This window comes from Micromonospora sp. NPDC053740 (genome assembly GCF_040677775.1).
GTDB lineage: Bacteria > Actinomycetota > Actinomycetes > Mycobacteriales > Micromonosporaceae > Micromonospora > Micromonospora alfalfae.
Genome location: NZ_JBFASO010000007.1, coordinates 83,895 through 106,690 on the forward strand (window position 1 = coordinate 83,895; position 22,796 = coordinate 106,690).

General features: G+C 72.8%; 21 protein-coding genes. 16 read left to right on the plus strand and 5 right to left on the minus strand.

What is annotated here, in order from left to right:
* The first annotated feature begins 62 nt into the window (after window positions 1-62).
* From AB0K35_RS19495 to AB0K35_RS19510, 4 genes are read left to right on the plus strand one after another with little or no spacing between them, the layout of a single operon-like run.
* Entirely contained in the window at window positions 63-935 is an 873-nt protein-coding gene (locus AB0K35_RS19495; RefSeq protein ID WP_363886661.1) for a GyrI-like domain-containing protein, read from the plus strand.
* A 20-nt stretch (window positions 936-955) separates the two neighbouring features.
* Window positions 956-1,291, plus strand: coding sequence for a helix-turn-helix transcriptional regulator (locus AB0K35_RS19500; RefSeq protein WP_112680179.1), 336 nt, complete (start codon window positions 956-958; stop codon window positions 1,289-1,291).
* Window positions 1,288-2,319: a hypothetical protein gene (locus tag AB0K35_RS19505; protein WP_363886663.1), complete on the plus strand. Its 1,032-nt coding sequence runs from the start codon at window positions 1,288-1,290 to the stop codon at window positions 2,317-2,319. The genes AB0K35_RS19500 and AB0K35_RS19505 overlap by 4 nt, the downstream gene beginning before the upstream one ends.
* A gap of 28 nt (window positions 2,320-2,347) precedes the next feature.
* Window positions 2,348-3,304, plus strand: coding sequence for a hypothetical protein (locus tag AB0K35_RS19510; RefSeq protein ID WP_363886665.1), 957 nt, complete (start codon window positions 2,348-2,350; stop codon window positions 3,302-3,304).
* Between the two features lie 3 nt (window positions 3,305-3,307).
* Here AB0K35_RS19510 and AB0K35_RS19515 read toward each other — a convergent pair whose 3' ends face one another.
* The gene (locus AB0K35_RS19515) at window positions 3,308-3,805 is read right to left on the minus strand and encodes an NUDIX domain-containing protein (RefSeq protein WP_363886667.1); all 498 of its coding nucleotides are present in this window, start codon (window positions 3,803-3,805) and stop codon (window positions 3,308-3,310) included.
* A gap of 175 nt (window positions 3,806-3,980) precedes the next feature.
* Here AB0K35_RS19515 and AB0K35_RS19520 point away from each other — a divergent pair, with 175 nt between their 5' ends.
* From AB0K35_RS19520 to npdG, 4 genes are all read left to right on the plus strand, one after another.
* Complete coding sequence (locus AB0K35_RS19520) at window positions 3,981-4,184, plus strand: hypothetical protein (RefSeq protein ID WP_030330129.1); 204 nt, start codon at window positions 3,981-3,983, stop codon at window positions 4,182-4,184.
* A gap of 84 nt (window positions 4,185-4,268) precedes the next feature.
* A complete protein-coding gene (locus tag AB0K35_RS19525) occupies window positions 4,269-5,102 on the plus strand; it encodes a histone (protein WP_363886670.1) in 834 nt (277 codons plus the stop codon).
* A gap of 80 nt (window positions 5,103-5,182) precedes the next feature.
* Window positions 5,183-6,613, plus strand: coding sequence for an RNB domain-containing ribonuclease (locus AB0K35_RS19530; protein ID WP_363886673.1), 1,431 nt, complete (start codon window positions 5,183-5,185; stop codon window positions 6,611-6,613).
* Window positions 6,614-6,762: 149 nt separating this feature from the next.
* On the plus strand, window positions 6,763-7,461 hold the full coding sequence (gene npdG / locus AB0K35_RS19535; RefSeq protein WP_091409546.1) for an NADPH-dependent F420 reductase: 699 nt from the start codon (window positions 6,763-6,765) through the stop codon (window positions 7,459-7,461).
* 104 nt (window positions 7,462-7,565) lie between these two features.
* On the opposite strand, the gene panB is transcribed toward npdG, so the two are convergent.
* Together panB and AB0K35_RS19545 are read right to left on the minus strand one after the other, a co-directional pair.
* Window positions 7,566-8,411, minus strand: a complete 846-nt coding sequence (gene panB, locus AB0K35_RS19540; protein ID WP_124855798.1) for a 3-methyl-2-oxobutanoate hydroxymethyltransferase — start codon at window positions 8,409-8,411, stop codon at window positions 7,566-7,568.
* 209 nt (window positions 8,412-8,620) lie between these two features.
* Window positions 8,621-10,378 (minus strand): NAD+ synthase, encoded by a 1,758-nt coding sequence (locus AB0K35_RS19545; protein WP_238671430.1) that lies wholly within the window; start codon window positions 10,376-10,378, stop codon window positions 8,621-8,623.
* Window positions 10,379-10,649: 271 nt separating this feature from the next.
* On the opposite strand from AB0K35_RS19545, the gene glnA reads away from it, so the two are divergent.
* From glnA to AB0K35_RS19565, 4 genes are all read left to right on the plus strand, one after another.
* On the plus strand, window positions 10,650-11,999 hold the full coding sequence (glnA, locus tag AB0K35_RS19550) for a type I glutamate--ammonia ligase (protein ID WP_124855802.1): 1,350 nt from the start codon (window positions 10,650-10,652) through the stop codon (window positions 11,997-11,999).
* A gap of 89 nt (window positions 12,000-12,088) precedes the next feature.
* A complete protein-coding gene (locus tag AB0K35_RS19555; RefSeq protein WP_238671429.1) occupies window positions 12,089-12,514 on the plus strand; it encodes a DUF350 domain-containing protein in 426 nt (141 codons plus the stop codon).
* 321 nt (window positions 12,515-12,835) lie between these two features.
* Complete coding sequence (locus AB0K35_RS19560; protein ID WP_238671428.1) at window positions 12,836-13,528, plus strand: WYL domain-containing protein; 693 nt, start codon at window positions 12,836-12,838, stop codon at window positions 13,526-13,528.
* Window positions 13,529-13,727: 199 nt separating this feature from the next.
* Window positions 13,728-14,111 (plus strand): VOC family protein, encoded by a 384-nt coding sequence (locus AB0K35_RS19565; RefSeq protein ID WP_363886677.1) that lies wholly within the window; start codon window positions 13,728-13,730, stop codon window positions 14,109-14,111.
* 429 nt (window positions 14,112-14,540) lie between these two features.
* Here the strand turns inward: AB0K35_RS19565 and AB0K35_RS19570 are convergent, their stop codons facing one another.
* On the minus strand, window positions 14,541-15,023 hold the full coding sequence (locus AB0K35_RS19570) for a hypothetical protein (RefSeq protein WP_363886933.1): 483 nt from the start codon (window positions 15,021-15,023) through the stop codon (window positions 14,541-14,543).
* Between the two features lie 186 nt (window positions 15,024-15,209).
* Here AB0K35_RS19570 and AB0K35_RS19575 point away from each other — a divergent pair, with 186 nt between their 5' ends.
* Window positions 15,210-16,136, plus strand: coding sequence for a virginiamycin B lyase (locus AB0K35_RS19575; protein ID WP_363886680.1), 927 nt, complete (start codon window positions 15,210-15,212; stop codon window positions 16,134-16,136).
* Between the two features lie 66 nt (window positions 16,137-16,202).
* On the opposite strand, the gene AB0K35_RS19580 is transcribed toward AB0K35_RS19575, so the two are convergent.
* Window positions 16,203-17,138, minus strand: a complete 936-nt coding sequence (locus AB0K35_RS19580; protein WP_363886682.1) for an LD-carboxypeptidase — start codon at window positions 17,136-17,138, stop codon at window positions 16,203-16,205.
* Between the two features lie 113 nt (window positions 17,139-17,251).
* Here AB0K35_RS19580 and AB0K35_RS19585 point away from each other — a divergent pair, with 113 nt between their 5' ends.
* From AB0K35_RS19585 to AB0K35_RS19595, 3 genes are read left to right on the plus strand one after another with little or no spacing between them, the layout of a single operon-like run.
* The gene (locus AB0K35_RS19585; protein ID WP_357281371.1) at window positions 17,252-18,019 is read left to right on the plus strand and encodes a type 1 glutamine amidotransferase; all 768 of its coding nucleotides are present in this window, start codon (window positions 17,252-17,254) and stop codon (window positions 18,017-18,019) included.
* A complete protein-coding gene (locus AB0K35_RS19590; RefSeq protein ID WP_363886685.1) occupies window positions 18,019-21,162 on the plus strand; it encodes a bifunctional [glutamine synthetase] adenylyltransferase/[glutamine synthetase]-adenylyl-L-tyrosine phosphorylase in 3,144 nt (1,047 codons plus the stop codon). The genes AB0K35_RS19585 and AB0K35_RS19590 overlap by 1 nt, the downstream gene beginning before the upstream one ends.
* Window positions 21,155-22,774 carry a hypothetical protein gene (locus AB0K35_RS19595; RefSeq protein WP_363886687.1) on the plus strand — a complete coding sequence of 540 codons (1,620 nt, stop codon included), beginning with the start codon at window positions 21,155-21,157 and terminating at the stop codon, window positions 22,772-22,774. The genes AB0K35_RS19590 and AB0K35_RS19595 overlap by 8 nt, the downstream gene beginning before the upstream one ends.
* The last annotated feature ends 22 nt before the right edge of the window (window positions 22,775-22,796 follow it).

Below are 22,796 nucleotides of genomic sequence, written 5' to 3' on the forward strand. Positions count from 1 at the left end.
ATGTCGGGTGGGCCACCGGCCCCGCGACCTAACGTCGGTGCTGGAAAGGGAAGGAGGCCCGGGTGCTGGATCGGCTCAACGAGGCCATGGCGTACATCGAGCGCCACCTCGACCAGAAGATCGAGGTGGCCGAGCTGGCGCGGATCGCGCTGACGTCGGAGTACCACTTCCGGCGGCTGTTCTCCGCGCTGGCCGGGATGCCGCTGTCGGAGTACATCCGTCGGCGTCGGCTCACCGTCGCCGGTGCGGACGTGCTGGCGGGGGAGCGGACGTTGCTCGACGTCGCGGTGCACTACGGCTACGGCTCGGCGGAGGCGTTCGCCCGGGCGTTCCACGCCGTGCACGGCGTGGGCCCCGGAGAAGCTCGGCGTACGGGGGCAGCGCTGCGAGCCCAGCCCCGGATGTCCTTCCGACTCACAGTCGAAGGGAGCGGCAGCATGGAGTACCGGATCGTCGACAAGGACGCGTTCGCGCTGGTGGGGCGCAAGGCCCGGGTCCCGCTGGTGCACGAGGGGATGAACCCGGCGATCGTCGCGTTCATCCGGAGCATCGACAAGGAGACGACAGAGCGGATCGAGGCGCTCTCCGATCAGGAGCCGAAGGGAATCGTCAACGTCAGCGACAACCTCGCCGACAGTCGGCAGGAGGGCACCGAGCTGGACTACTGGCACGGGGTGGTGACCAGCGTCGTGCCACCGGAGGACCTTGACGCGTTGCCGGTGCAGGCGGGGTCGTGGGCGGTGTTCACCACGTCCGGTGCGTTTCCGCAGGCGGTGCAGTTCCTGTGGCGTGACGTGTTCACCCAGTGGTTTCCGTCCAACCCGTACCGCAGCCGACCTGGACCGGAGATCTCCCGGGTCCGGGTGTCGGCGGACGGCACCCAGGCGGACGCCGAGCTGTGGATTCCCGTCGAACGGGTACCCACCCCTATGTAGAATTCCGATACAGTGGCCGGATGCGGATGACCATTCCGGTCGCGAAGGTGCTCGCGGCGCTGCTCGCCGAGCCCGACGAGCAGCGCTACGGGCTCGACCTGATGCGAATGACCGGCCTGCCCAGCGGCACCCTCTACCCGGTGCTGCACCGCTTGCAGGGGGCCGGCTGGCTGGCCGCCGACTGGGAGGCGATCGATCCCGTCGCGGCCGGCCGGCCGGCCCGCCGCTACTACCGACTGACCGCCGTCGGTGTGACGCAGGCCCGGCAGGCGCTCGCCGACCTGCGGGCCGCGATCCCCGACGGCGGCCGTCGCTCGTGGGGCGGCACCGAGCCCACCGGAGCACCGGCGTGGTGACCCGCCGGGTTGTCGAGCTGCTGTTGGAGTTGGCAGCGCGCCGCTGGCCGGCCGAGGTCCGCGACGACCTGCGCCGCGAGTGGGCCGCCGAGCTGCACGTGCTCGCCGAGAGCGGCCGCCGGACGAAGATGGTCGGCTTCGCGGTGAGCCTGGCGGTCAGTCGCGCCGGCGCCCCGATCGTCGACCGCACAGTGCTGCGTGCTCGGACCGGTCGCACCATCGCCGCGCTACTGCTGTCCCCGATCGCCTGCGTCGGGATCGTGGCCCTCGGTGTGTTGGCGCTGTTCTCCGTCGACTCGTTGCTGGTGCGGGCAAGTTGGGTGGAGCGGGCGCAGAGGCCCATCTGGGCGGCGTTCACCATCGTGCTGGCGGTCGTGCTGGCGGTGTTCGCCGCCCGCTGGGCCCGGCACAACGCACTCGACGGCCCACTGCGTATCGCGCTCGGCGTGGTGCTCCCGGTCGGTGCGGCCGTCATCCTGTTCGTGTACGTCGTCAACTTCAGGTACGTCGTCAACGCCGAGGGCCTGGCCGACGCCGTACCCGGTCTGCTGCTCTGGTTGGCCGGCCTGACCCTCACGCTCTGGGCCGCGGCGAGCCTCGCCGCCCGGGGTCGCGTCCGCGCCGCCTGGTGGGTGGGCGTCCTCGGCGCACTCGTCGCCGCGGACCTCGCGGTGATCCTCGTCATCGTCGACGCGTACCCCGCCGGATTCGGCGCTGGGCCGACGATCGAGGCACGGGAGCGCGTCGACCCGATCTCCGCGCCGTTGTGGCTCTTCGCCTGCTGGACGGACTGGAACTTCGGCCTGCCCCGGCCGATCGAGTGGGAGATCTTCCTGATCACCAACCGGGTGTTGATAGAGCCCATGCTCTACCTGGCCTGCACGCCGTACGCGCTCGCTTACACCATCCGGGCGGCCCGGTCCGCGCCCACCGCGCCGGTCGCTCTGGTCCAGACGCGCAGCGCCACGGGCTGGACATACAAGGCGAGCGGAAAGCGTCATCGGGGTCCTCGAGCGGCGAACGAGTGAGGACAACGGGAGCAATCGGAGCGCCGGCATGGTGACCCGACGGATCGTCGAGCTGTTGCTGGAGTGGGCCGCGCGCCGCTGGCCAACCGACGTCCGCGACGACCTGCGCCGCGAATGGGCCGCCGAGCTGCACGTTCTCGCCGAGAGCGGTCGCTGGACGAAGATGGTCGGCTTCGCCATGAGCCTGGCCGTGAGCCGGGCCGGCGCCCCGCTTCTCGACCGTAGCATGATGCATCGGCGGGCCCGCCGTACCGCCGCCGCCCTGCTGCTGGCCCCGCTCGCCTGCGCCGGGATCGTGGTCGTCAGCGCGCTGGCCATGAGTCAGGTCTACAACTTGCTGTCGATGCGAGTGAGCTGGTCGACAGCGGCGCAGTTGCCGCTCTGGTCGACGCTGACCGTCGGCTTCGCGGTGCTGTTGGCGAAGTACACGTCACGGTCGGCCCGGCACACCGCACTGAAGGGCCCGCTGCGCATCGCGCTCGGCGTGGTGCTGCCCGTCGGTGTGGCCGCACTCGGGCTCATGTCCGTCATCAACGGCAATGTCTTCGGCAGCTTCGTACCCGGTCTGCTGCTCTGGTTGGCTGGCCTGACGCTGGCCCTCTGGGCTGCGGCGAGCCTCGTCGCCCGGGGTCGGGTCGGCGTCGCCTGGTTGGTTGGCCTCGTCGGCGCGCTCGTCGCGGCCGACCTGGCCGTGATTCTCTTCGTACTCCAGACCATTCCGGGACCCGGCACCGTTCCGGCCGACGCGATGACACCGGACAGCGTCGACCGGATCTCCGCGCCGTTGTGGCTCCTGGTCTGCTGGACCGACTGGAACTTCGGCCTTCCCCGCCCCACGTCGTGGGAGATCTTCCTGATCACCGACCAGTTGTTGCTGGAGCCGATGTTCTACCTGGCCTGCACGCCGTACGCGTTCGCGTACGCCATCCGGGCGGCCCGGTCGGCGCCCGTCGCGCCGCTGGCCCTCGCGCCGACCCCGGTGTGAACCTCAGTCGGGTACGTCGTCCCACGTCGTACCCGGCTCCAGGTAACCGGCCAGCTGGTTCTCGCGCAACGCGTACGCGATGACCAGCAGGGCGTGCTTGTCCAGCTCGGGCAGCCGGTCCAGTGGAAACCACCGCACGGCCAGCGACTCGTCGTCGTTGACGCGGGCCGTGCCGGCCACCAACCGGCACAGGAACCCCAGGTTGAGGTATTCGCAGCGGTCCCCGTTCGGGTACGTGTGCGGGTGCGACACGGCGCTGGACATCCGCACCGGCGCCACCTCAAGGCCCGTCTCCTCGCGCACCTCCCGGACCAGCGCCGTGGCCGGCTGCTCGCCCGGCTCGACGAAACCGCTGATCACCGACCAGCGCCCGTCGTCGGCACGCTGGCCGAGCAGCAGCTCACCGGCGTCGTTGCGGACCACCGCGCTGACGCTCGGCAGCCAGAGCAGGTCGTGGCCGACGTGCTTGCGCAGCCCCACGATGTAGTCCGGTGTCGCCATCCGGCGATCATAGATGTGCCCAGCAGTGATGCTCACCTGCGCATCTTCTGGAGTTTCAGTCCCACGCGTTTCGCCATTTCGGCCCGACGAACGCAATGCATATCTACTGTGGAGATCGTCGGCGACTTGTGCGATCCGGTGGCGGCCGGCCGGTTCGCGGTGCACAGTGATTCCCATGAGCGACAGCGAACGTGGTGGGCAGTTCTACTGGTGCACCCGGCATCACCGGGTCGAGACGGACGCCAACGTGTGTCCGGCGAAGCACGTTCTCGGCCCGTACGACTCGGCAGCCGACGCGGAGAACGCCCTGCAACGAGTGCAGGAGCGAAACGAGGCGTGGGATGCCGAGGACGCTCGTTGGGCCGGGGACGACAGATAGGCGGCGCGGGACGGGCTCGCGCCGAGGTATTCCGTGCTCCGCGAGGACGCACGCGAGAGCACGTCCCCCGAGGAGGGAACCACGATGGCCGAAGCACAGCAGGCCACCAAGCGCCCGGCCGCCCGACGCACCACCGCGAAGAAGACCGCCGCGGCGGAGCGGAACACGGCGGCGAGCCGGACCACCCCCGTGCGCAAGTCCACCGCGGCTGCCGCGAAGGCGCCGGCCCGCAAGGCCGCCGGCGGGGCGGGCCGCGCTCCGGCCAAGAAGACCACCACCGCGGCCACGAAGGCCCCCGCGAAGAAGGCCACCACCAAGACCACCGCCGCGGCCAAGAAGGCCCCCGCGAAGGCCTCGACCACCACCCGCAAGACGACCGCCGCCGCCAAGCGGGCCCCGGCGTCCACCGCGCGCAGGACCACCACCGCCGCGAAGAAGACCACCGGTACGACGAAGAAGACGGTGAGCGCGGCGAAGAAGACCACCGCCAGCGCGGCGAAGAAGACCACCGCCGCGGCGAAGGCCCCGGCGCGCAAGACCACCACCGCGGCGAAGGCATCGGCGCGCAAGACCACCAGCGCGGCGAAGGCCCCGGCGCGGAAGGTGGCGACCAAGGCGTCCGCCGCCAAGAAGACAGCGACGAAGAAGACGGCAGCGGCGAAGAAGACAGCGTCCACCCGCCCCAGCGGCGGCGCGCGCAAGGCTCCGGCCAAGAAGGCCCCCGCTGCGAAGGTGACGGGTACCTCGTCGACCACCGCCCGCAAGGCGGCGGCGAAGAAGGCCCCGGCGAAGAAGACCGTCGCGGCCAAGGCGCCGGCCCGCAAGGTGACCGCCCGTAAGTCTCCGGCCCGCCCGGTCGCCGCCCGAGCCACCGCCCCCAGGGGGGCTCGCAGCGCAGCCCGCAAGGCGACCGGCTGAACGCGGAGCATCCCCTCGCCGGGCGGATTTTCGGCCGGTCACCGGAAGCGGATCACCCGTGGCGCTGTCAGGATTGACCCGTGGTCATTCGACGCGTACTCGCGCCCCGCATCGACTTCGGCGCGTTGCGCCGCGAGCTCGGCCTGCCCGAGGAGTTCCCGGCCGACGCCCAGCGTGAAGCCGACAAGGCGGCTGCGGCACCGCCGCAGCCGCCCGTCGACCGCACCGACATCCCGTTCGTCACTGTCGACCCCGCCACCTCGCGGGACCTGGACCAGGCGATGCACCTCAGCCGCCGCCCCGGTGGGGGCTACCGGGTGCGGTACGCGATCGCCGACGTCGCCGCGCACGTCACACCGGGTGGGGCGTTGGAGGCGGAGACCTGGCGGCGGGGGCAGACCATCTACCTGCCCGACGGCAACGTGCCGCTGCACCCGCACACCCTCAGTGAGGGGGCGGCCAGCCTGCTGCCCGACGACGACCGGGCCGCTGTGGTCTGGACCATCGACCTGGACGCCGACGGCGGCACCGTCGCCGTCGAGCTGGAACGCGCACTGGTCCGCAGCCGCGCCAAACTGGACTACACCGGGGTGCAGGCGGCAGCCGAGGCCGGCCGGCTACCCGACCCGATCGCGCTGCTGCCGGAGATCGGCGACCGACTGACCGCCCGTGGGTTGAGCCGGGGCGCCATCAACCTGCCGCTGCCCGAGCAGGATCTGGAGCCCGACGGTGAGGGCTGGCGGCTGGTGCTGCGCGCGCCGGTGCCGATGGAAGAACACAACGCGCAGATCTCCCTGCTGACCGGGATGGCTGCCGCCGACATCATGCTGGCCGGCCGGGTGGGTCTGCTGCGGACGATGCCGGCGCCCAAACCGGAGGCGGTGCAGCGGCTCCGGGCCGCCGCCGCGCCGCTGGGCGTGCACTGGCCGGACGACGTGGGCCCGGGGCAGGTCATCGCCGGTCTGGACGCCGCCCAGCCGCGCGCCGCCGCGTTCATCGACCAGGCGGCCGAGCTGATGCGCGGTGCCGCGTACACCGCCTTCGACGGGGAGCTGCCGGAGCAGCCGGAACATGGCGGCGTGGCGGCCGCGTACGCCCACGTGACGGCGCCGTTGCGGCGGCTGGCCGACCGGCACGCCACAGAGGTCTGCCTGGCCCTGCACGCGGGCCAGGCGGTGCCCGACTGGGCCCGCGCCGCGTTGCCCCGGCTGCCCGAGGTGATGGCGAGCACCGACCGGGTCGCCTCGGCTGCCGCTCGTGGCGCCGTCGAGTTGGCCGAGGCGGCGGTGCTGGAGCACCGGGTGGGGGAGACCTTCGACGCGGCTGTCCTCGACGTCGACGCCCCGCCCAACGGCAAGTCCCGGCCCCGACCGCCCGGCGGCACCGTCGCGCTGGACGCCCCGCCGGTACGCGCCCGCTGCCTCGGCCAACTGCCGCTCGGCGAACGGGTCCGGGTCCGCCTCGTCACCGCCGACCCGGCGGCCCGTACCGTCCTGTTCGAGCTGGCCTGAGCGGGCCGCCGGCCCGGGCCCGGCCCGTCGTCCGTGGGCGTGGTCGCCGGCCTTGGCCCGGTCCTCGGCGGCGCTGTCGCTCGCGGCAGCGGGGATTCTCACAGCGCTCGGCGCTGCTGACCGGCCGAGCGGTTTGCGAGGATGAGGGAATGGCATACGACGCGAGCACCCTGCCCGACGTGTCCGGGCTTACTGTCGGCATCATCGGCGGCACCGGCGACCAGGGGCGGGGCCTCGCCTACCGGTTCGCGCGGGCCGGCCAGACGGTACTGATCGGGTCCCGGTCGGCGGAGCGGGCCGCCGAGTCCGCGGCCGAGATCGCCGCCCTGCCCGGGGTGCCGGCCGGCGGCAGCGTCACCGGTGCGGCCAACGACGAGGTGGCCCGACGCAGCGACGTGGTGATCATCGCGGTGCCGTGGGACGGGCACGCCGCCACCGTCGCCGCCCTCGCCGAGCCGCTCGCCGGCCGGATCGTCGTCGACTGCGTCAACCCGCTCGGCTTCGACAAGCAGGGCCCGTACGCGCTGACCGTCGCCGAGGGCAGCGCCGTGCAGCAGGCCGCCGCGCTGCTGCCCGACTCCCGGGTCTGCGCCGCGTTCAACCACGTCAGCGCTCCGCTGCTGGCCGACCCCGAGGTCGACCGGATCGACCTGGACGTGCTGATCTGCACCGAGGACCGCGAGCTGGTCGACATCGTCGGCGCGCTCGCCGCCCGGATCCCCGGCATGCGGGGCATCTACGCCGGCCGGTTGCGCAACGCCCACCAGATCGAGGCGTTCACCGCCAACCTGATCGCCATCAACAAGCGCTACAAGGCGCACGCCGGCATCCGCGTCACCGACCTCTGACCCGCGAGCGGCGCGATCCACTCCGGTTTCACGAAGACGGGGTGTCCCGGTGCCCGGGACACCCCGCTTTCGGCGCGACCGAGCGGATCACGCCGTGCCCGGTCCTAGAAGGTGTGTTCGGCGGCGGGGAACTCGCCGCCGCGGACCTCGTCGGCGAAACGGCGGGTGGCGTCGGTGAGAGCGCCGGCCAGATCCGCGTACCGCTTGACGAAACGGGGCGCCTTGCCCGTCCGCAGCCCGGCCATGTCCTGCCAGACCAGCACCTGCGCGTCCGTGTCCGGGCCCGCGCCGATGCCCACAGTGGGAATCGGCAGCTCGTGGGTGATCCGCTTGGCCACCTCGCCGGGCACCATCTCCAACACCACGGCGAACGCGCCCGCCTCCGCCACCGCCCGCGCGTCGGCCAGCACCTCGTCGGCGGCGTCGCCGCGACCCTGCACGCGGTAGCCACCCAGGGTGTGCTCGCTCTGCGGGGTGAAGCCGATGTGCGCCATCACCGGGATGCCGGCGCCGACGATCGCGGCGATCTGCGCGGCGTTGCGGCGGCCACCCTCCAACTTCACCGCGTGACAGCCACCCTCCTTCATGAACCGGACAGCGGTGCGCAGCGCCTGGGCCGGGCCCTCCTCGTATGAGCCGAACGGCAGGTCACCGACGACCAGCGCCTGCCGGGTCGCCCGCACCACTGCCCGGACCAGCGGAAGCAGCTCGTCGGCGGTGATCGGCAGGGTGGTCTCGTAGCCGAACACGTTGTTGGCTGCCGAGTCGCCGACCAGCAACACCGGAACGCCGGCCTGGTCGAAGATCGACGCCGTGTACTGGTCGTACGAGGTGAGCATCGGCCAGCGCTCGCCGCGCTCCTTGGCGGCCATCAGGTCGCGGGTGCGGACCCGTCGGGTGGCCGGGCCGCCGTACAACGCGGTCACCTCGTGCGGAGTGGACTCCACCATCTCTGTCTCCCTTCCTCGAGGCCGCCTGCGCGGTCCCCGGGTTCCGTCGCGATCGTCGCACCGCGAGACGGGCTGACGGCAGGGCCCAGTGCAAGATGTCACTCCACCAGCGCGGGGCCGCCCCACCTGGCCACCCGGGACCGCGCCGTGAGGTCACCGCGCGGCGGCGCCGGGCCGCGCCACCGACCCGGCACCCCCAGGGGTACGGCTCAGCCGTGCTCGCGCCACCGGTTGGTGATCGGCAGACGGCGGTCGCGGCCGAACGCCTTCATGGAGATCTTCGTGCCCGGCGCCGACTGCCGTCGCTTGTACTCGGCGGTATCCACCAGCCGCAGCACCTTGTCCACGATCGCCGGGTCGTGACCCGACTCGACCAGCCCGTCGCGGCCGAGGTCGCCGTCGACGTAGCCGATCAGGATCGGGTCCAGGACGTCGTAGTCGGGCAGGCTGTCGCTGTCGAGCTGGCCCGGGCTCAGCTCGGCGCTCGGCGGCTTGCCGATCGAGTTCTCCGGGATCGGGGCTGTCTCACCGCGCCGCGCCGCGTCCCTGTTACGCCACTTCGCGAGCCGCCAGATCAGCGTCTTCCAGACGTCCTTGACCGGGTTGAAACCGCCCACCGAGTCGCCGTACAGGGTGGAGTAGCCGACCGCCAGCTCACTCTTGTTGCCGGTGGTCAGCACCAGGTGGCCCTCCTGGTTCGACAGCGCCATCAGGATCACGCCACGGACCCGGGCCTGCAGGTTCTCCACTGCCACGCCGGACAGCGACAGGTTGGCCAGGAAGCCGTCGACCATCGGCTGGATCGGCTCGACCCGGTAGTCCAGGCCGGTGCGCTTGGCCAGGTCGGCGGCGTCCTCCCGGGAGTGCTCCGAGGAGTGCTGACTGGGCAGCGACACCCCGACCACCCGGTCCGGCCCGAGCGCGTCGACGGCGAGCGCCGCCACCACCGCCGAGTCGATGCCCCCGGAGAGACCGAGCACCACCGACGGGAACCGGTTCTTGTTGACGTAGTCGCGCAGACCCAGCACCAGCGCCTGCCACACCTCGGCCTCGTCGGCCACCGGCTCGATCAGCCCGCCGGTGGCGGCCGGGCCGGACGGCGTGGACGGAATGCCGTCCAGCGTGCTGTGCACGATCCGCATGCCGTCGGCCAGCGTCTCGGTGGTCGGCGCGGCGGCGGCGGCCGGCAACTCGACGTCGTGCACGAGCAGGTGCTCGACGAACTGCGGTGCCCGGGTGAGCAGCTCACCGTCGGCGGTCACGATCATCGAGTCGCCCTCGAAGACCAGCTCGTCCTGGCCGCCCGTCATGTTCACGTACGCGATGGCGGCGCCCGCCTCGGCGGCGCGGCGGCGGACCAGCGGCAGCCGGATGTCGTCCTTGTTCAGCTCGTACGGCGAGCCGTTGATGTTGACGACCAGGCCGACGCCGGCCCTCCGGGCGGCGGCGAACGGACCGCCGGCCTGCCACAGGTCCTCACAGATGGTCAGCGCGACGTCCACGCCGCCGATCCGCACAACTGTCAGCGCGTCACCCGAGACGAAGTACCGGTCCTCGTCGAAGACGCCGTAATTGGGCAGGTGGTGCTTGAAGTAGCGGGCGGCCACGACGCCCCGGTGCAGCAGCGCGGCGGCGTTGCGGGCACCTCGGCCCGGCTCGGCGTCCCCGCTGACCTGCGGCGGGCCGTCGGCGTCCAGGTAGCCGACCACGACCGGCAACTCGCCGAGACCATCGGCGGCCAGGTCGGCGGCCAACCGCTCCACGGCGGCCCGGGACGCGGCGACGAAGGAACGCCGGAAGACGAGATCCTCGACCGGGTACCCGGTCAGCATCATCTCCGGGAAGAGCACCAACTGGGCACCGGCATCGGAGGCCTGGCGAGTCCAGCTGCGGACCAGGTCGGCGTTTCCGGCGAGGTCGCCGACGCTCGGGTTGACCTGGGACAGGGCGAGACGCAGGGTGGGCATGCCTTCATCTTGCCCCAGCCCTCGCGCGACAATCCGTACCCTCGGACGAGATTGCCGCCACCCGCCGCGACGCCGCAGCGGCAGGAGCTCGGCCGTCGTGGCGGCGGACGCCGTGGTACGGCGGGGGCACGCGCTCGCCGGGCGGGACACGAAGGGACGGCCGGCGGCAGTTCGCGTAACGTCTGCGTAACCAGGCCCGGGAACACTGGGCGATCAGGTCGGGTGCAGCCCGGCCAAGGCGGACAAAAGAGTGTCGCGAGGGGTTGGGGAAGTGGACCGTCAGCAGGAGTTCGTCCTCCGCACGCTGGAAGAGCGGGACATCCGGTTCGTCCGGCTGTGGTTCACCGACGTTCTGGGCACGCTCAAGAGCGTTTCGGTGGCACCCGCCGAGCTCGAGGCGGCCTTCGAGGAAGGCATCGGCTTCGACGGCTCGGCGATCGAGGGCTTCGCCCGGGTCTTCGAATCGGACATGGTGGCCATGCCCGACCCGACCACCTTCCAGGTCTTCCCCTTCGAAGGCGGCGTCAGCGGCGAGAGCGCCCGGATGTTCTGCGACATCCTGCTGCCCGACGGCGGGCCGTCCTGGGCAGACCCCCGGCACGTGCTGCGCCGCGCGCTGTCCAAGGCAGCCGAGAAGGGCTTCACCTTCTACACCCACCCCGAGATCGAGTTCTTCCTGCTCGAAAACGGTCCGCAGGACGGCTCGGTGCCCACCCCTGTCGACACCGGCGGCTACTTCGAGCACACCACCCACGCGGTGGCCCGGGACTTCCGCCGTCAGGGCGTACTCGCGCTGGAACGGATCGGCATCTCGGTGGAGTTCAGCCACCACGAGGTCGCGCCCGGCCAGCAGGAGATCGACCTGCGCTACGCCGACGCGCTCACCACCGCCGACAACATCATGACCTTCCGGCACGTGGTCAAGGAGGTCGCGCTCTCCACCGGTGTGCAGGCCAGCTTCATGCCGAAGCCGTTCACCGACCAGCCGGGCAGCGGGATGCACACCCACCTGTCGCTGTTCGAGGGGGAGCGCAACGCCTTCCACGACGGCGGCGACCCGATGAAGCTGTCCAAGGTGGCGAAGTCGTTCATCGCCGGCCTGCTGGTGCACGCCCGGGAGTACACGGCGGTCACCAACCAGTGGGTCAACTCGTACAAGCGGCTCTTCCCGCAGCACCTGCCCGACCGGATCACCGAGAGCCCGGCGTACGTCTGCTGGGGTCACCTCAACCGGTCCGCGCTGGTCCGCGTTCCCGCGTACGGCAAGCCCAACTCGGCCCGCGTCGAGGTCCGCTCGCTGGACTCGGCGGCCAACCCGTACCTCGCCTTCGCGGTGCTGCTCGGCGCCGGCCTGAAGGGCATCGAGGAGGGGTACGAGCTGCCGCCCGGCGCCGAGGACGACGTCTGGTCGCTGACCAGCGCTGAGCGGCGTGCCATGGGCTACGAAGCGCTGCCGGAGAACCTCGCCGAGGCGATCGACGTGATGGCCGGCTCCGAACTGGTCGCCGAGGTGCTCGGCGAGCACGTCTTCGACTTCTTCCTGCGCAACAAGCGGGCCGAGTGGGAGCAGTACCGCCGTGAGGTCACCCCGTACGAGCGGCAGCGCTACCTGGCCCTGTAGACGCAGGGGCTGACGCCGTTGCGCGCTGCCGCTATCGTCTCGATCACCGCGCCGGTACCCCTCCGGGCGGAGAGTCGGGAGGCAAGTCGGTGCTGGAGGATCTGTTCAGCGGTGCCTGGCAGAGCGTCGTGTTCGGGATCGTCGGCGTCGGCCTGATGGCCGCCGGTTTCGGGCTCGTCGACCTGCTCACCCCGGGACGGCTGCGAGACCTGATCTGGGTCGAGCGCAACGCCAACGCGGGGTTGCTGCTCGCCGCCAACCAGCTCGGCATCGCCGGGATCGTCTTCACCGCGATCCTGACCAGCTACAGCGACTTCGGCAAGGGGCTCGCCTCCACAGTGGTCTTCGGCCTGGTCGGGTTGGCGATCATGGCGCTGGCCTTCCTGGTGCTGGACCTGCTCACCCCCGGCAAGCTCGGCGAGGTCATCTGCTCACCCGAGCCGCACCCGGCCGCCCGGGTCAGCGCCGCCACCCACTTCGGGGCCGCGCTGATCGTCTGCGCCTGCATCGCCTGAGGCGGCTTTCCGCGTCGCCGTGCGGGCGGTTCGTCGTGTGGGTGGTTCGTCGTGTGGGCGGTTCGCTGTGTGGGCGGTCCGTCGTGCGGGCGGTTCGCTTGCGGTCGTGCGTCCTGGCGGGTGTGCGCCTGCGGTCGTGCGTCCTGGTGGGTGTGCGCCTGCGGGCGGGCGGCTGGCGGCTGTGCGTCTGCGGCTGTGTAGATCTTGGACAGTTTCCGTTATCTCCTGACGGAAACTGTCCAAGATCTCTGGCCGGCGGGGGCGCTCGCGGTCTGTGGGCGGTCGCCGCGGGCGTCGTACCCCGGCCGTAGCGTGCCGGGCATGAACCGCACCGATCGCCTCTACGCGCTGGTCGAGGAGCTGCGGGCGGTGTCACCACGGCCGCGCAGTGCCAGCTGGCTGGCCGCGCGCTTCGAGGTGAGCAGCCGGACCATCGAACGGGACCTCGGCGCGTTGCAGGAGGCCGGGGTGCCGATCTGGGCCGAGCCCGGGCGCACCGGCGGCTACGTCCTCGACCGCGCCCGCACCCTGCCGCCGGTCAACCTGACCGCCGCCGAGGCGGTGGCTATGGCGGTGGCGCTGCACCGGCTCGCCGGCTCCCCGTTCGCCGGGCCGGCCGCCACCGCGCTGCGCAAGCTGGTGGCGGTGCTGCCGGCCGCCGACGCCGCCGAGGCACACCGCCTCGCCGGCCGGGTGCACCTGATCGGCGACGGGCCGGCCACGCCCGTCCCGGCCACCGTCGCCGACGCGGTCGCCGCGCGCCGGGTGCTGCGCATCCGGTACGCCGACCGCGCCGGCGCCGACTCGACCCGTGACGTCGAGCCACTCGGCTACCTCGGCAACTCCCGACACTGGTACCTGGTCGCCTGGTGCCGTCTGCGCGACGAGGTGCGCTGCTTCCGTACGGATCGGATCCGGAGCGTCCGTGCGCTGCCCGACGTGGTGGCCCGGGAGCTACGCCTGACGGATCTCGACATTCCGCACGAGCGGGTCCGCCCGCTGAGCCTGGTCTGAGACGGGCTCGGCTCTGAGAGGGGCTCGGCGCGGCGGCCTGGTCTGAGACCTGTCGGCGGGGCGGCGGGCCATGGTGAGTCTCGTCGCTGGAAACCCCGCCGGGTGATCCGAAAACACCGACAGGACGCTGTCGCCAACGACCCCGAGACTGCTCCAGACGACGGCCGATCGGCCGGCACGGAAATTCTGGAGGCATGAGATGTCCAGGTCCACCACGCCCATCACCTGGTTCGAGATCGGCACCGACCGGCCCGAGGACGCGGAGCGGTTCTACGGAGACCTGTTCGGCTGGACCTTCGAGGAGCAGGGCTCGGCCAACGGTGGGTCCTACCGCGTGACCGGGGCCGGCGGCGACACCGGGATCGGCGGGGCGATCCGGGCAACCGACGGGACGTCGCCCAACTACGCGGTGTTCTACGCCGAGGTCGTCGACGTGGCGGAAACCTGCCGACAGGCTCAAGCTGCCGGAGGGCGGGTGCTGGTGCCGGCGCGTACGACTCCGAGCGGTCTCACGTTGGCCCACCTCCTCGACCCGGCCGGCAACCACCTGGGCGTGTTCACGCCCCCGCCCCCGCAGCCCTGACCCCTTTCCGGGCCGCGCTCCTTCCCGGGCCGCGCTCCTTCCCGGGCCGCGCGTGATCGACTCGGTTTTCATGATGTCGGGGTGTCCGAGCGCGCAGGACACCGCGACTTCACGGAAACCGAGTCGATCAAGCCGGTACAGGCCCGGGCCGGCCCGGGCCCGACAGGTCGGAACGGGCCTGCTGCGGGCGTGGGCCGACCGGGCCTGCCCGGGGGTGTGTCGGGGGTGGCCCGGGTCTGCTGTGGGGCGTGTCGAGGGCGGACCGGGCCTTTTGCGGGGCGTGCCGAGGGCGGACCGGGCCTGCCCGGGGAGTGTGTCGGAGTCGGACCGGGCCTGCTGTGGGGTGTGCCGAGGGCGGACCGGGCCTGTCCTGGGGGTACCGAGGTCGGCCCCGGCCTGCTGGCGCCTGCCGGGGCCGGGCTCGTCGGACTACTTGCCGGGCGTACCAGCGCCGTGGTGGCCGCCCGGGCCGCGGTGGCCGCCGGGGCCGGGGAAGACGCCGGCCTCAACGGCGGTGGTGATGGCGTCGGCCTGCTCCTGGGTGAGCTTGCCGTCCTTGACCGCCTGGTCCAGGCGCTGCTTGAGCGCGGCCTGCCGGTCCTCGGCGGACGGGCGCTGCGGTCGGTCGGCCGGGCGGTGCTGCTCGCGGACCTTCTCCAGTGCGGCGGTCACCTTGTCGGTGGGAACGCCCAGCTCCTTGGCGAGCGCCTCGGCGAATTCGCCCTGCCGGTCGGCCTTCGCACCCGGGGCCCCGCCGGGCGCCGCGTCGGGCGCGAGGGCGGTGTTGGCGCTCGGTGTCGGCGTGGGAGTGTCGGCGGCGAACGCGATCGTCGGGGCCGCGATCCCGACGCCGAGGACGCCGGCGGTGGCCAGGCCGGCCAGCAGGTGCTTCCTGCGGATGGTGCGGGACATGCTGTCCTCCAGAGGTTCGGTCATCCTGCGCTGTCGTGACCGACTGTGACCGGGCAGTCTGGGCGGAAGCCGTGGCGACCCTGTCAGCGAGCTGACAATCAGGGCCGGGCGGTGGGCGAAATCGGTTGTGTCGTCGCTGGCCGGGGGGTCAGGGTGGACGATTCACCGACGGAAGGACACTGCGGCATGACCGTCGAGATTCGGGAGATTCCACTCGTCGAGCCGGGCTCCGGACCGTACGGCATCACCCCTGGCCCGGACGGCGCGCTGTGGCTGACGTTGGCCCATGCCGGCGGGATCGCCCGGTTGTCGCCTGACGGCGAGGTCCGGACCTACCCGCTGGATCCGGCCGGCGGTCGCCCGTTGATCATCACGGCCGGGCCGGACGGGGCGCTCTGGTTCACCCGCTCGGGAGACGACCGGATCGGTCGGATCACCGTCGACGGTGAGCAGCGCACCGTCGCCCTACCGGCCGGCACCGGGCCAGGCGGCATCGCGGCTGGGCCTGATGGCGCGCTCTGGTACGCCGGGATGACCTCCGACACCATCGGCCGGGTGGAGACCGACGGCACCCACACCGCGTTCCCGCTGCCGGTGACCGGCGGGTTCGCCTCGATGATCACTGCCGGGGCGGACCAGGCTCTCTGGTTCACACTCAACCAGGCGAACGCGATCGGTCGGATCGACCTCGACGGCACTGTCACGCTGCACCCGTTACCCACAGCGAAGGCGGGCCCGGTCGGCATCACCTTGGGCGATGACGGCGTCATCTGGTTCGTGGAGATCGCCGCCGGTCAGCTCGGTCGGATCGACAGGGATGGAGAGATCGTCGAGATCCCGCTGCCGGACCGGGCGGCCCGCCCGCACGCGATAGTGGCCGACCCGGATGGCGGCGTGTGGTTCACCGAGTGGGGTGCCAACCGGATCGGTCACCTCGACCCCGCCGGGCGAATCGAGGGCTACGCCCTACCCACCCCGAACGCCGAACCCCACGGCATCACCCGCACCCCCACGGGCATCTGGGCCGCCCTGGAAATCGGCGCCATAGCCCACCTGACCCACCCACCCGGCGGCGATCATGAAGTTATTGCCGCGACACGCCGTGGCGAGTGACAACAACTTCATGATCAACGGTGCCGGAGGTGGGCGCCCGGGGGCGGGCGGGGGAGCGGAGCCCGGTTAGTGGACTGCGGGGGTTGCGGTGAGGGTGGCGGTGGTGGTGTCGAGGGTGGCGGTGGTGCCCACCGGGACTGTGAGCTGGTTGGGGCCGTGGCCGATGGGGAGGCCGCCGAGGACCGGTACGTCCAGGTCGCCCAGACGTTCGGTGAGCACGTCGACGATTGTGGTGTCCCAGCCGTCGCCGCAGTCGGTGAACTGCCCGACCGCCACCCCGGCCAGTCCGTCCAGTGCGCCGGCCCGGCGCAGGTGGGTGAGCATTCGGTCGACCTTGTACGGGGGCTCCTGTACGTCCTCGATCAACAGCACCGCCCCGGTCAGGTCGGGCAGGTCCGGCGTGCCGATCGACGCGGCGATCATGCACAGGTTGCCGCCGAGCAGGGTGCCGGTGGCGCGACCCGGTACGCGTACGCCGAAGGTCTCCTCGGAGGGGACCGCGGTGATCGACACCGGTTCGGTGGTCATCAGTGCCGCGTGCAGGGATTCGGCGGAACGCAGTGGCGTCCGCTCGTCGCGCCAGGCCGCCCCGGGGCCGTGCACCCCGGCCAGGCGGGCGCCCCGCCAGAGTGCGAACTGCAAAGCGGTGATGTCCGAGAAACCGGCCACCACCTTCGGGTCGCGGCGGACGGCGGCCATGTCGATGGCGTCCACGATCCGCTGGGCGCCGTAACCACCACGGGTGCAGATCACCCCACGCACGTCCGGGTCGGCGAAGGCCGCGTTCAGGTCGGCGGCGCGCAGGTCGTCGGTGCCGGCGAGGTAGCCGTGACGGGCGTACGCGTTGGGCGCCGGCACCGGGCGCAGACCCCAGCCGGTGAGCAGTTCCATGCCCCGGGCCACCCGCTCCGGCGAGGTCGGCCCGGACGGCGACACCAGCAGCACCGTGTCACCCGGGCGCAGCACGGGCGGGCGTACGGCGGCGGTGTCCTCGCTGATCACAACCGCAGAGCCTAATCACCCCGGCGTGGTCGGGACCCGTGCACGGGCGGCGGGAGGCCGCGCAGCCCGTGCCGGGGCGTGGTGCCGTGCGGCGTACCGGCTAGCCTCGACGGGTGGCAACCGCGCTGGTGATCGAGAACGACCCGACGGACGACGCGCGCCGGCTGGGTGAGTGGCTGACCGAGGCTGGGCTGGAGCTGTGGGTGGTACGCCCGCACGCCGGCGACGAACTCCCCGCCGACCTGGAGGGGTACGCGGCGCTGGTGGTGCTCGGCGGCGACCAACAGGCGTACCCGTTGCCGGACGGCTCGCCCGGAGCACAGTGGTTTCCGGCCGTGGAGGGCCTGCTGCGCAAGGCGGTCCGGTACCGGGTGCCGACCCTGGCGGTCTGCCTGGGCGCGCAGTTGCTCGCCACCGCGCACGCGGGGCTGGTGGAGCGCAGCCCGTCCGGGCCGGAGATCGGCCCCGGCGTGGTCGGCCGGCGCGACGCCGCGGAGAACGACCCGTTGTTCCGGTACGTGCCGTTGATCCCGGACGTGCTCCAGTGGCACGCCGACGAGATCACGGAGCTGCCTCGGGGCGCGACTCTGCTGGCCGCCTCCACCCGCTACCCGCATCAGGCGTTCCGCCTCGGTGACCGGGCCTGGGGGTTGCAGTTCCACATCGAGTGCGACGCCGCGATGATCGCCGACTGGGCCACCGACTCGACCCAACTCGCCGAGCTGGGCTACGACCCGGAGCTTGTGGTCGCGGCCTGCGCCTCGGTGCTGGCCGACGTGGAGGAGGTCTGGCAACCGTTCGCCGCCCGGTTCGCCGCGCTGGCCCTCGGCGAGCTGGACGACAGTACGACGCGGCGCGGCCTGCCGTTGCTCGGGCACTGATGAGCCGGCCGACCAGGGCACCGGGCCGGCTCGCCCGGTACGGCTTCGGCACCGCCGAAGGCGATGGCGGCGCGCGCGCCGCGGACCTGCTCGGCCCGGAGGGGCTGCGGCTGTGGCAGCCGGCCGAGCAGGAGCCGGTCGACGAGGCCGCCGCGGAGCTGCTCGCCGCGCTGTCCCGGGCCGCCGACCCGGACCTGGCGCTGCGCCAACTGCACCGCATCGTGGAGGCCGAGAGCCGCGCCACGGGCGGCGGCGCCGGAAGCCGCGCCACGGACAACAGCGGCACGGACGGCAGCGCCGGAAGCCGCGGCACGGGCGGCAGCGCCGGAAGCCGCGGCACGGGCGGCAGCGCCGGAATCCGCGCCACCGAAGGCGGCACCGAATCGCCGCTTCTCGCGGACGTGCACGCCGATCCCGGGTTACGGCGGCGGCTGATCGCTGTGCTCGGCGCGTCGGCGGCGCTCGGCGATCACCTGGTGGCCCACCCCGAGCACTACCAGGCGCTGCGGACCGCACCGGACGGGCTCGCCCCGACCGCCGAGGGGCGGTTGGAGCCGACCGACGGCGGCAACGCGGTGGCGGCGCTGCGGATCGCGTACCGCCTGGCGTTGCTGCGGATCGCGGCGGCCGACCTGACCGGCGGTCGCGGCCTGGAGCAGACGATGGCAGCGCTCTCCGCGCTGGCCGACGCGACGCTCTCCGCGGCGTACGAGATCGCTGTCGCGGAGCTGGCGGAGGGGACCGAGCGGCCCCGCCTGGCGGTCGTGGCGATGGGCAAGTGCGGTGGCGGTGAGTTGAACTACGTCTCCGACGTGGACGTCATCTTCGTGGCCGCCGAGGACGCCGACCTGTCCGCCGCGACCCAGGTGGCGACCCGGTTGATCTACATCTGCGGGCTGGTCGCCTGGCCGGTGGACGCCGCGCTGCGCCCCGAGGGCAGCCGCGGCCCGCTGGTGCGGACCCTCGCCAGCCACCTGGCCTACTACCGGCGGTGGGCGCGCACCTGGGAGTTCCAGGCGTTGCTCAAGGCCCGCCCGGCCGCCGGTGACCTGCCGCTGGCCCAGGAGTGGATCGATCAGCTCGCGCCGCTGGTCTGGCGGGCGGCCGAGCGGCCCGAAGCGGTCGAGGACGTCCGCGCCATGCGCCGCCGGATCATCGACCACATTCCGCCGAAGGAGCTGGAACGCGAGATCAAGCGCGGTCCCGGTGGGCTGCGTGACATCGAGTTCGCCGTCCAGTTGCTGCAACTCGTACACGGTCGCGGCGACGAGACGCTGCGTCCGCCCGGCACCATCCCGGCGTTGCGCGCGCTCGTCGCCGGCGGTTACGTCGGGCGGGCCGACGGCGAGGCCCTGCTGCGCGGCTACCGTTTCCTGCGCAGCGTCGAGCACCGGCTGCAACTCCAGGGCCTGCGTCGTACGCACACGGTGCCCGCCGAGCCGGGCGCGCTGCGCTGGCTCGCCGCCGCGCTGGGTTTCACCGCCGCGCCGGGGCGCAGCGCCGTGGAGAGTTTCCGGGCCGAGTGGGTCACGCACGCCACCGAGGTACGCCGACTGCACGCCAAACTGCTCTACCGGCCGCTGTTGGAGTCGGTGGCCCGGGTACCGGCCGACGGGTTGCGGCTCACCCCGGAGGCGGCCAGGAACCGCCTGGAGATCCTCGGCTTCGCCGACCCGGCGGGGGCGTTGCGCCACCTCCAGGCGCTCACCGGCGGGGTGAGCCGCACGGCGGCCATCCAGCGCACATTGCTGCCGGTGCTGCTCAGCGAGTTCGCCGACGCGCCGGAGCCGGACCGGGGGCTGCTCAACTACCGCAAGGTCTCCGACAAGCTGGGCAGCACCCCCTGGTACCTGCGGCTGCTGCGCGACGGCGGCCCGGTCGCCCGCCGGCTGGCCCGGGTCCTCGCGTTGTCCCGGTACGTCGCCGACCTGCTCGCCCGCGACCCGGAGGCGCTGCGGCTGCTGGCCGAGGAGAACGAGCTGGCGCCACGCGCGCCCGAGGTGCTGCGGGAGGGGTTCCTGGCGGCGGCGGCCCGGCACACCGACCCGGTCGAGGCCACCAGCGCGGTGCGCGCGCTGCGACGTCGCGAGCTGGTCCGGGTGGCCTGCGCCGACGTGCTCTGCCGGGCCGGCGCGCTCGCGCCCAGCCCCACCCGGGCGGACGGCGCGAACCGGTCGGCCCCCAAGCTGTCCGACATCACCGCTGTCGGTACGGCGCTCGCCGACGTCACCGACGCCACTCTGGCCGCCGCGCTGCGGGCCGCCCAGGCCAGCCAACCGGCACCGGAAGGGCTGCGGTTCGCGGTGATCGGCATGGGCCGGCTCGGCGGGTACGAGTCGAACTACCTCTCCGACGCCGACGTGCTCTTCGTCTACGACCCGCCGCCGGGCACCAGCGAGAGCGCTGCCAGCGCCGCCGCGCACGCCGTCGCCGAGGAACTACGCCGGCTGCTCGGCGTACCCGCCCCCGACCCGCCGCTGGGCGTCGACGCCGACCTGCGGCCGGAGGGCCGCCAGGGTCCGCTGGTACGCAGCCTCGCCGCGTACGCGCAGTACTACGCGCGCTGGTCGCGGGTGTGGGAGGCGCAGGCACTGCTGCGCGCCCGGTTCGTCTGCGGTGACGCCGACCTGGGCGCCGAGTTCGAGGCGATGATCGAGCCGGTGCGCTACCCGGCCGACGGGCTGACCCGCGAGCAGGTCGTCGAGATCCGGCGAATCAAGGCCCGGGTGGAGACCGAACGGCTGCCCCGTGGCGCCGACCCGGCCACCCACACCAAGTTGGGGCGCGGTGGGCTCGCCGACGTGGAGTGGGCGGTGCAACTCGTTCAGCTCCGGCACGCCGGCGCGATACCGGCGCTGCGCGGCACACGTACCCTCGACGCCCTCGCGGCGGCCGAGCGGGCCGGCCTGATCGACCCGGCGGACGCCGCGGAGATGGCCGCCGGTTGGTCCCTGGCCGCGCAGGTCCGCAACGCGTTGATGCTGGTCCGGGGTCGGGCCGGCGACCAACTGCCCCGGCACGGGGTGGAGTTGGCCGGGGTGGCCCGGCTGCTCGGCCGCGACGACCCGGGGGAGTTCCTGGACGAGTACCTGCGCACCGGCCGCCGCTCCCGGGCCGCTGCCGAACGGGTCCTCGATGCCTGACGCGTCGCCGCGTCCGACCGGGCGGAGCGTCGCGGGTTGGGCGGCGGCGACCGCTGTGGCGGTGCTGCTCGCCGTCGCGTTCCTCCTCGCGCCGCCGATGGGCACCGACCTCGCCGCCCAGGTGGCCCGTGCCGGGTTCACCGAGCGGTACGGGGCCGCGCCGGTCGACTTCGGCTGGTACGGCGGCATCAACCAGTACGGCTACAGCCTCTTCACAGCCCGGTTGGGCGCGCTGATCGGGGTGCGTCCGCTGGGGGCGGTCGCCGCCGTGGTTGGCGCGGCAGCGCTGGGTTGGCTGTTCACCCGCAACCGGGCCCGCCGACCGCTGCTGGCCGGTGTTCTCGGCGCTGTGGTGCTGGTCGGCAACCTGGCGAGCGGGCGGATCACCTTCGCGGTCGGGTTGGCGTTGGGGCTGCTGGCGCTCTGCGCGGTCAGCGCGGAACGCCCGCCGCGCTGGCTCCGGTTGACGCTCGCCGCCGTCTGCGCCGCCCTGGCGACGGCGGCCAGCCCGGTCGCCGGGCTGTTCACCGGGCTGGCCGGCGCGGCGCTGCTGCTGGGCGCCCTGCGCACCGGTGACGGGCCGGGCCGCCCGCTGCCCGGAGGCTGGCGAGCGGAGCGACCACTGGCCGAGGGGTTCGTCCTGGCCGTGGCGCCCGCCGTCACGCTCGCCCCGATGGCGTTCGTCTTCGGCAACGGCGGCACCCAGCCGTACTCCGCCGAGTCGATGCGCATCAACGTCGCGCTCGCGGTGCTGGTGGCGGTCGTGCTGCCGCGTCGCCGCCGGGTGCTGCGCGTCGGCGCGGCGCTCACCGTGCTGCTCCTGATCGCCGCGTACTACGTGCCCAGCCCGATCGGTTCCAACGCGCTACGACTGCCGATGCTGTTCGCGCTGCCCGTGCTGGCCGGGTACGCCGCGTTGCCGGGGCCGTGGCTGGCCGCGCTGCTCGCCGCGACAGTCTGGTGGCAGTCCCCGGTGATGGTGAGCGACGTGACCCGGGCCGGTGCCCCGGAGAGCGCCGCGAGCTTCTACCGACCGCTCGTCGCCGAACTCGACAGGCGGCAACCGGCCGGGCGGGTCGAGGTGGTGCCGCTACGCGACCACTGGGAGTCCGCGTACCTGCCGCCGACAGTGCCACTGGCCCGGGGCTGGGAACGCCAGGTCGACAGCGACCGCAACGCGCTGTTCTACGACGGAAACCTGAGCGCGCAGACGTACGAGCAGTGGTTACGGCACGAGGCGGTGAGCTACGTGGTGCTCGCCCCGGACGCGCCGGCCGACAGGTGGGGCCGCGACGAGGCAGCGCTGATCCGCGGCGGCCTGCCGTACCTGCGGGAGGTCTGGCGTGACTCCACCTGGCAGATGTACGCCGTGGTCGATCCGAGCCCGCTGGTCGGTGCCCCGGGTCAACTCGTCGCCGCCGACCGCGGCGCGGTCCGGCTGACCGCCACACCCGGGGACGTGCTGGTCCGGGTGCGCTGGTCGCGCTGGCTCACCTTGAACGGCCCGGACGGGTGTCTGCGACAGGGCGCGGACGGGTGGACCGAGGTGCGGGTCCGCGCCGCCGGCGACTACTCGATCTCCAGTGGGTTGGCACCGGCGCGCCACTGCTGACAGTGCCTGCCGTCGGCCTCCC

Coding starts and splice junctions, on each gene's coding strand:
- AB0K35_RS19545 (WP_238671430.1), bottom strand. CDS start 10,378: ATGCCCACCCTGCGTCTCGCCCTGTCCCAGGTCAACCCGAGCGTCGGC.
- AB0K35_RS19575 (WP_363886680.1), top strand. CDS start 15,210: ATGACCGTCGAGATTCGGGAGATTCCACTCGTCGAGCCGGGCTCCGGA.
- panB (WP_124855798.1), bottom strand. CDS start 8,411: ATGGTGGAGTCCACTCCGCACGAGGTGACCGCGTTGTACGGCGGCCCG.
- npdG (WP_091409546.1), top strand. CDS start 6,763: ATGGCATACGACGCGAGCACCCTGCCCGACGTGTCCGGGCTTACTGTC.
- AB0K35_RS19510 (WP_363886665.1), top strand. CDS start 2,348: ATGGTGACCCGACGGATCGTCGAGCTGTTGCTGGAGTGGGCCGCGCGC.
- AB0K35_RS19525 (WP_363886670.1), top strand. CDS start 4,269: ATGGCCGAAGCACAGCAGGCCACCAAGCGCCCGGCCGCCCGACGCACC.
- AB0K35_RS19570 (WP_363886933.1), bottom strand. CDS start 15,023: ATGTCCCGCACCATCCGCAGGAAGCACCTGCTGGCCGGCCTGGCCACC.
- AB0K35_RS19500 (WP_112680179.1), top strand. CDS start 956: ATGCGGATGACCATTCCGGTCGCGAAGGTGCTCGCGGCGCTGCTCGCC.
- AB0K35_RS19590 (WP_363886685.1), top strand. CDS start 18,019: ATGAGCCGGCCGACCAGGGCACCGGGCCGGCTCGCCCGGTACGGCTTC.
- AB0K35_RS19515 (WP_363886667.1), bottom strand. CDS start 3,805: ATGGCGACACCGGACTACATCGTGGGGCTGCGCAAGCACGTCGGCCAC.
- AB0K35_RS19560 (WP_238671428.1), top strand. CDS start 12,836: ATGAACCGCACCGATCGCCTCTACGCGCTGGTCGAGGAGCTGCGGGCG.
- AB0K35_RS19595 (WP_363886687.1), top strand. CDS start 21,155: ATGCCTGACGCGTCGCCGCGTCCGACCGGGCGGAGCGTCGCGGGTTGG.
- AB0K35_RS19520 (WP_030330129.1), top strand. CDS start 3,981: ATGAGCGACAGCGAACGTGGTGGGCAGTTCTACTGGTGCACCCGGCAT.
- AB0K35_RS19565 (WP_363886677.1), top strand. CDS start 13,728: ATGTCCAGGTCCACCACGCCCATCACCTGGTTCGAGATCGGCACCGAC.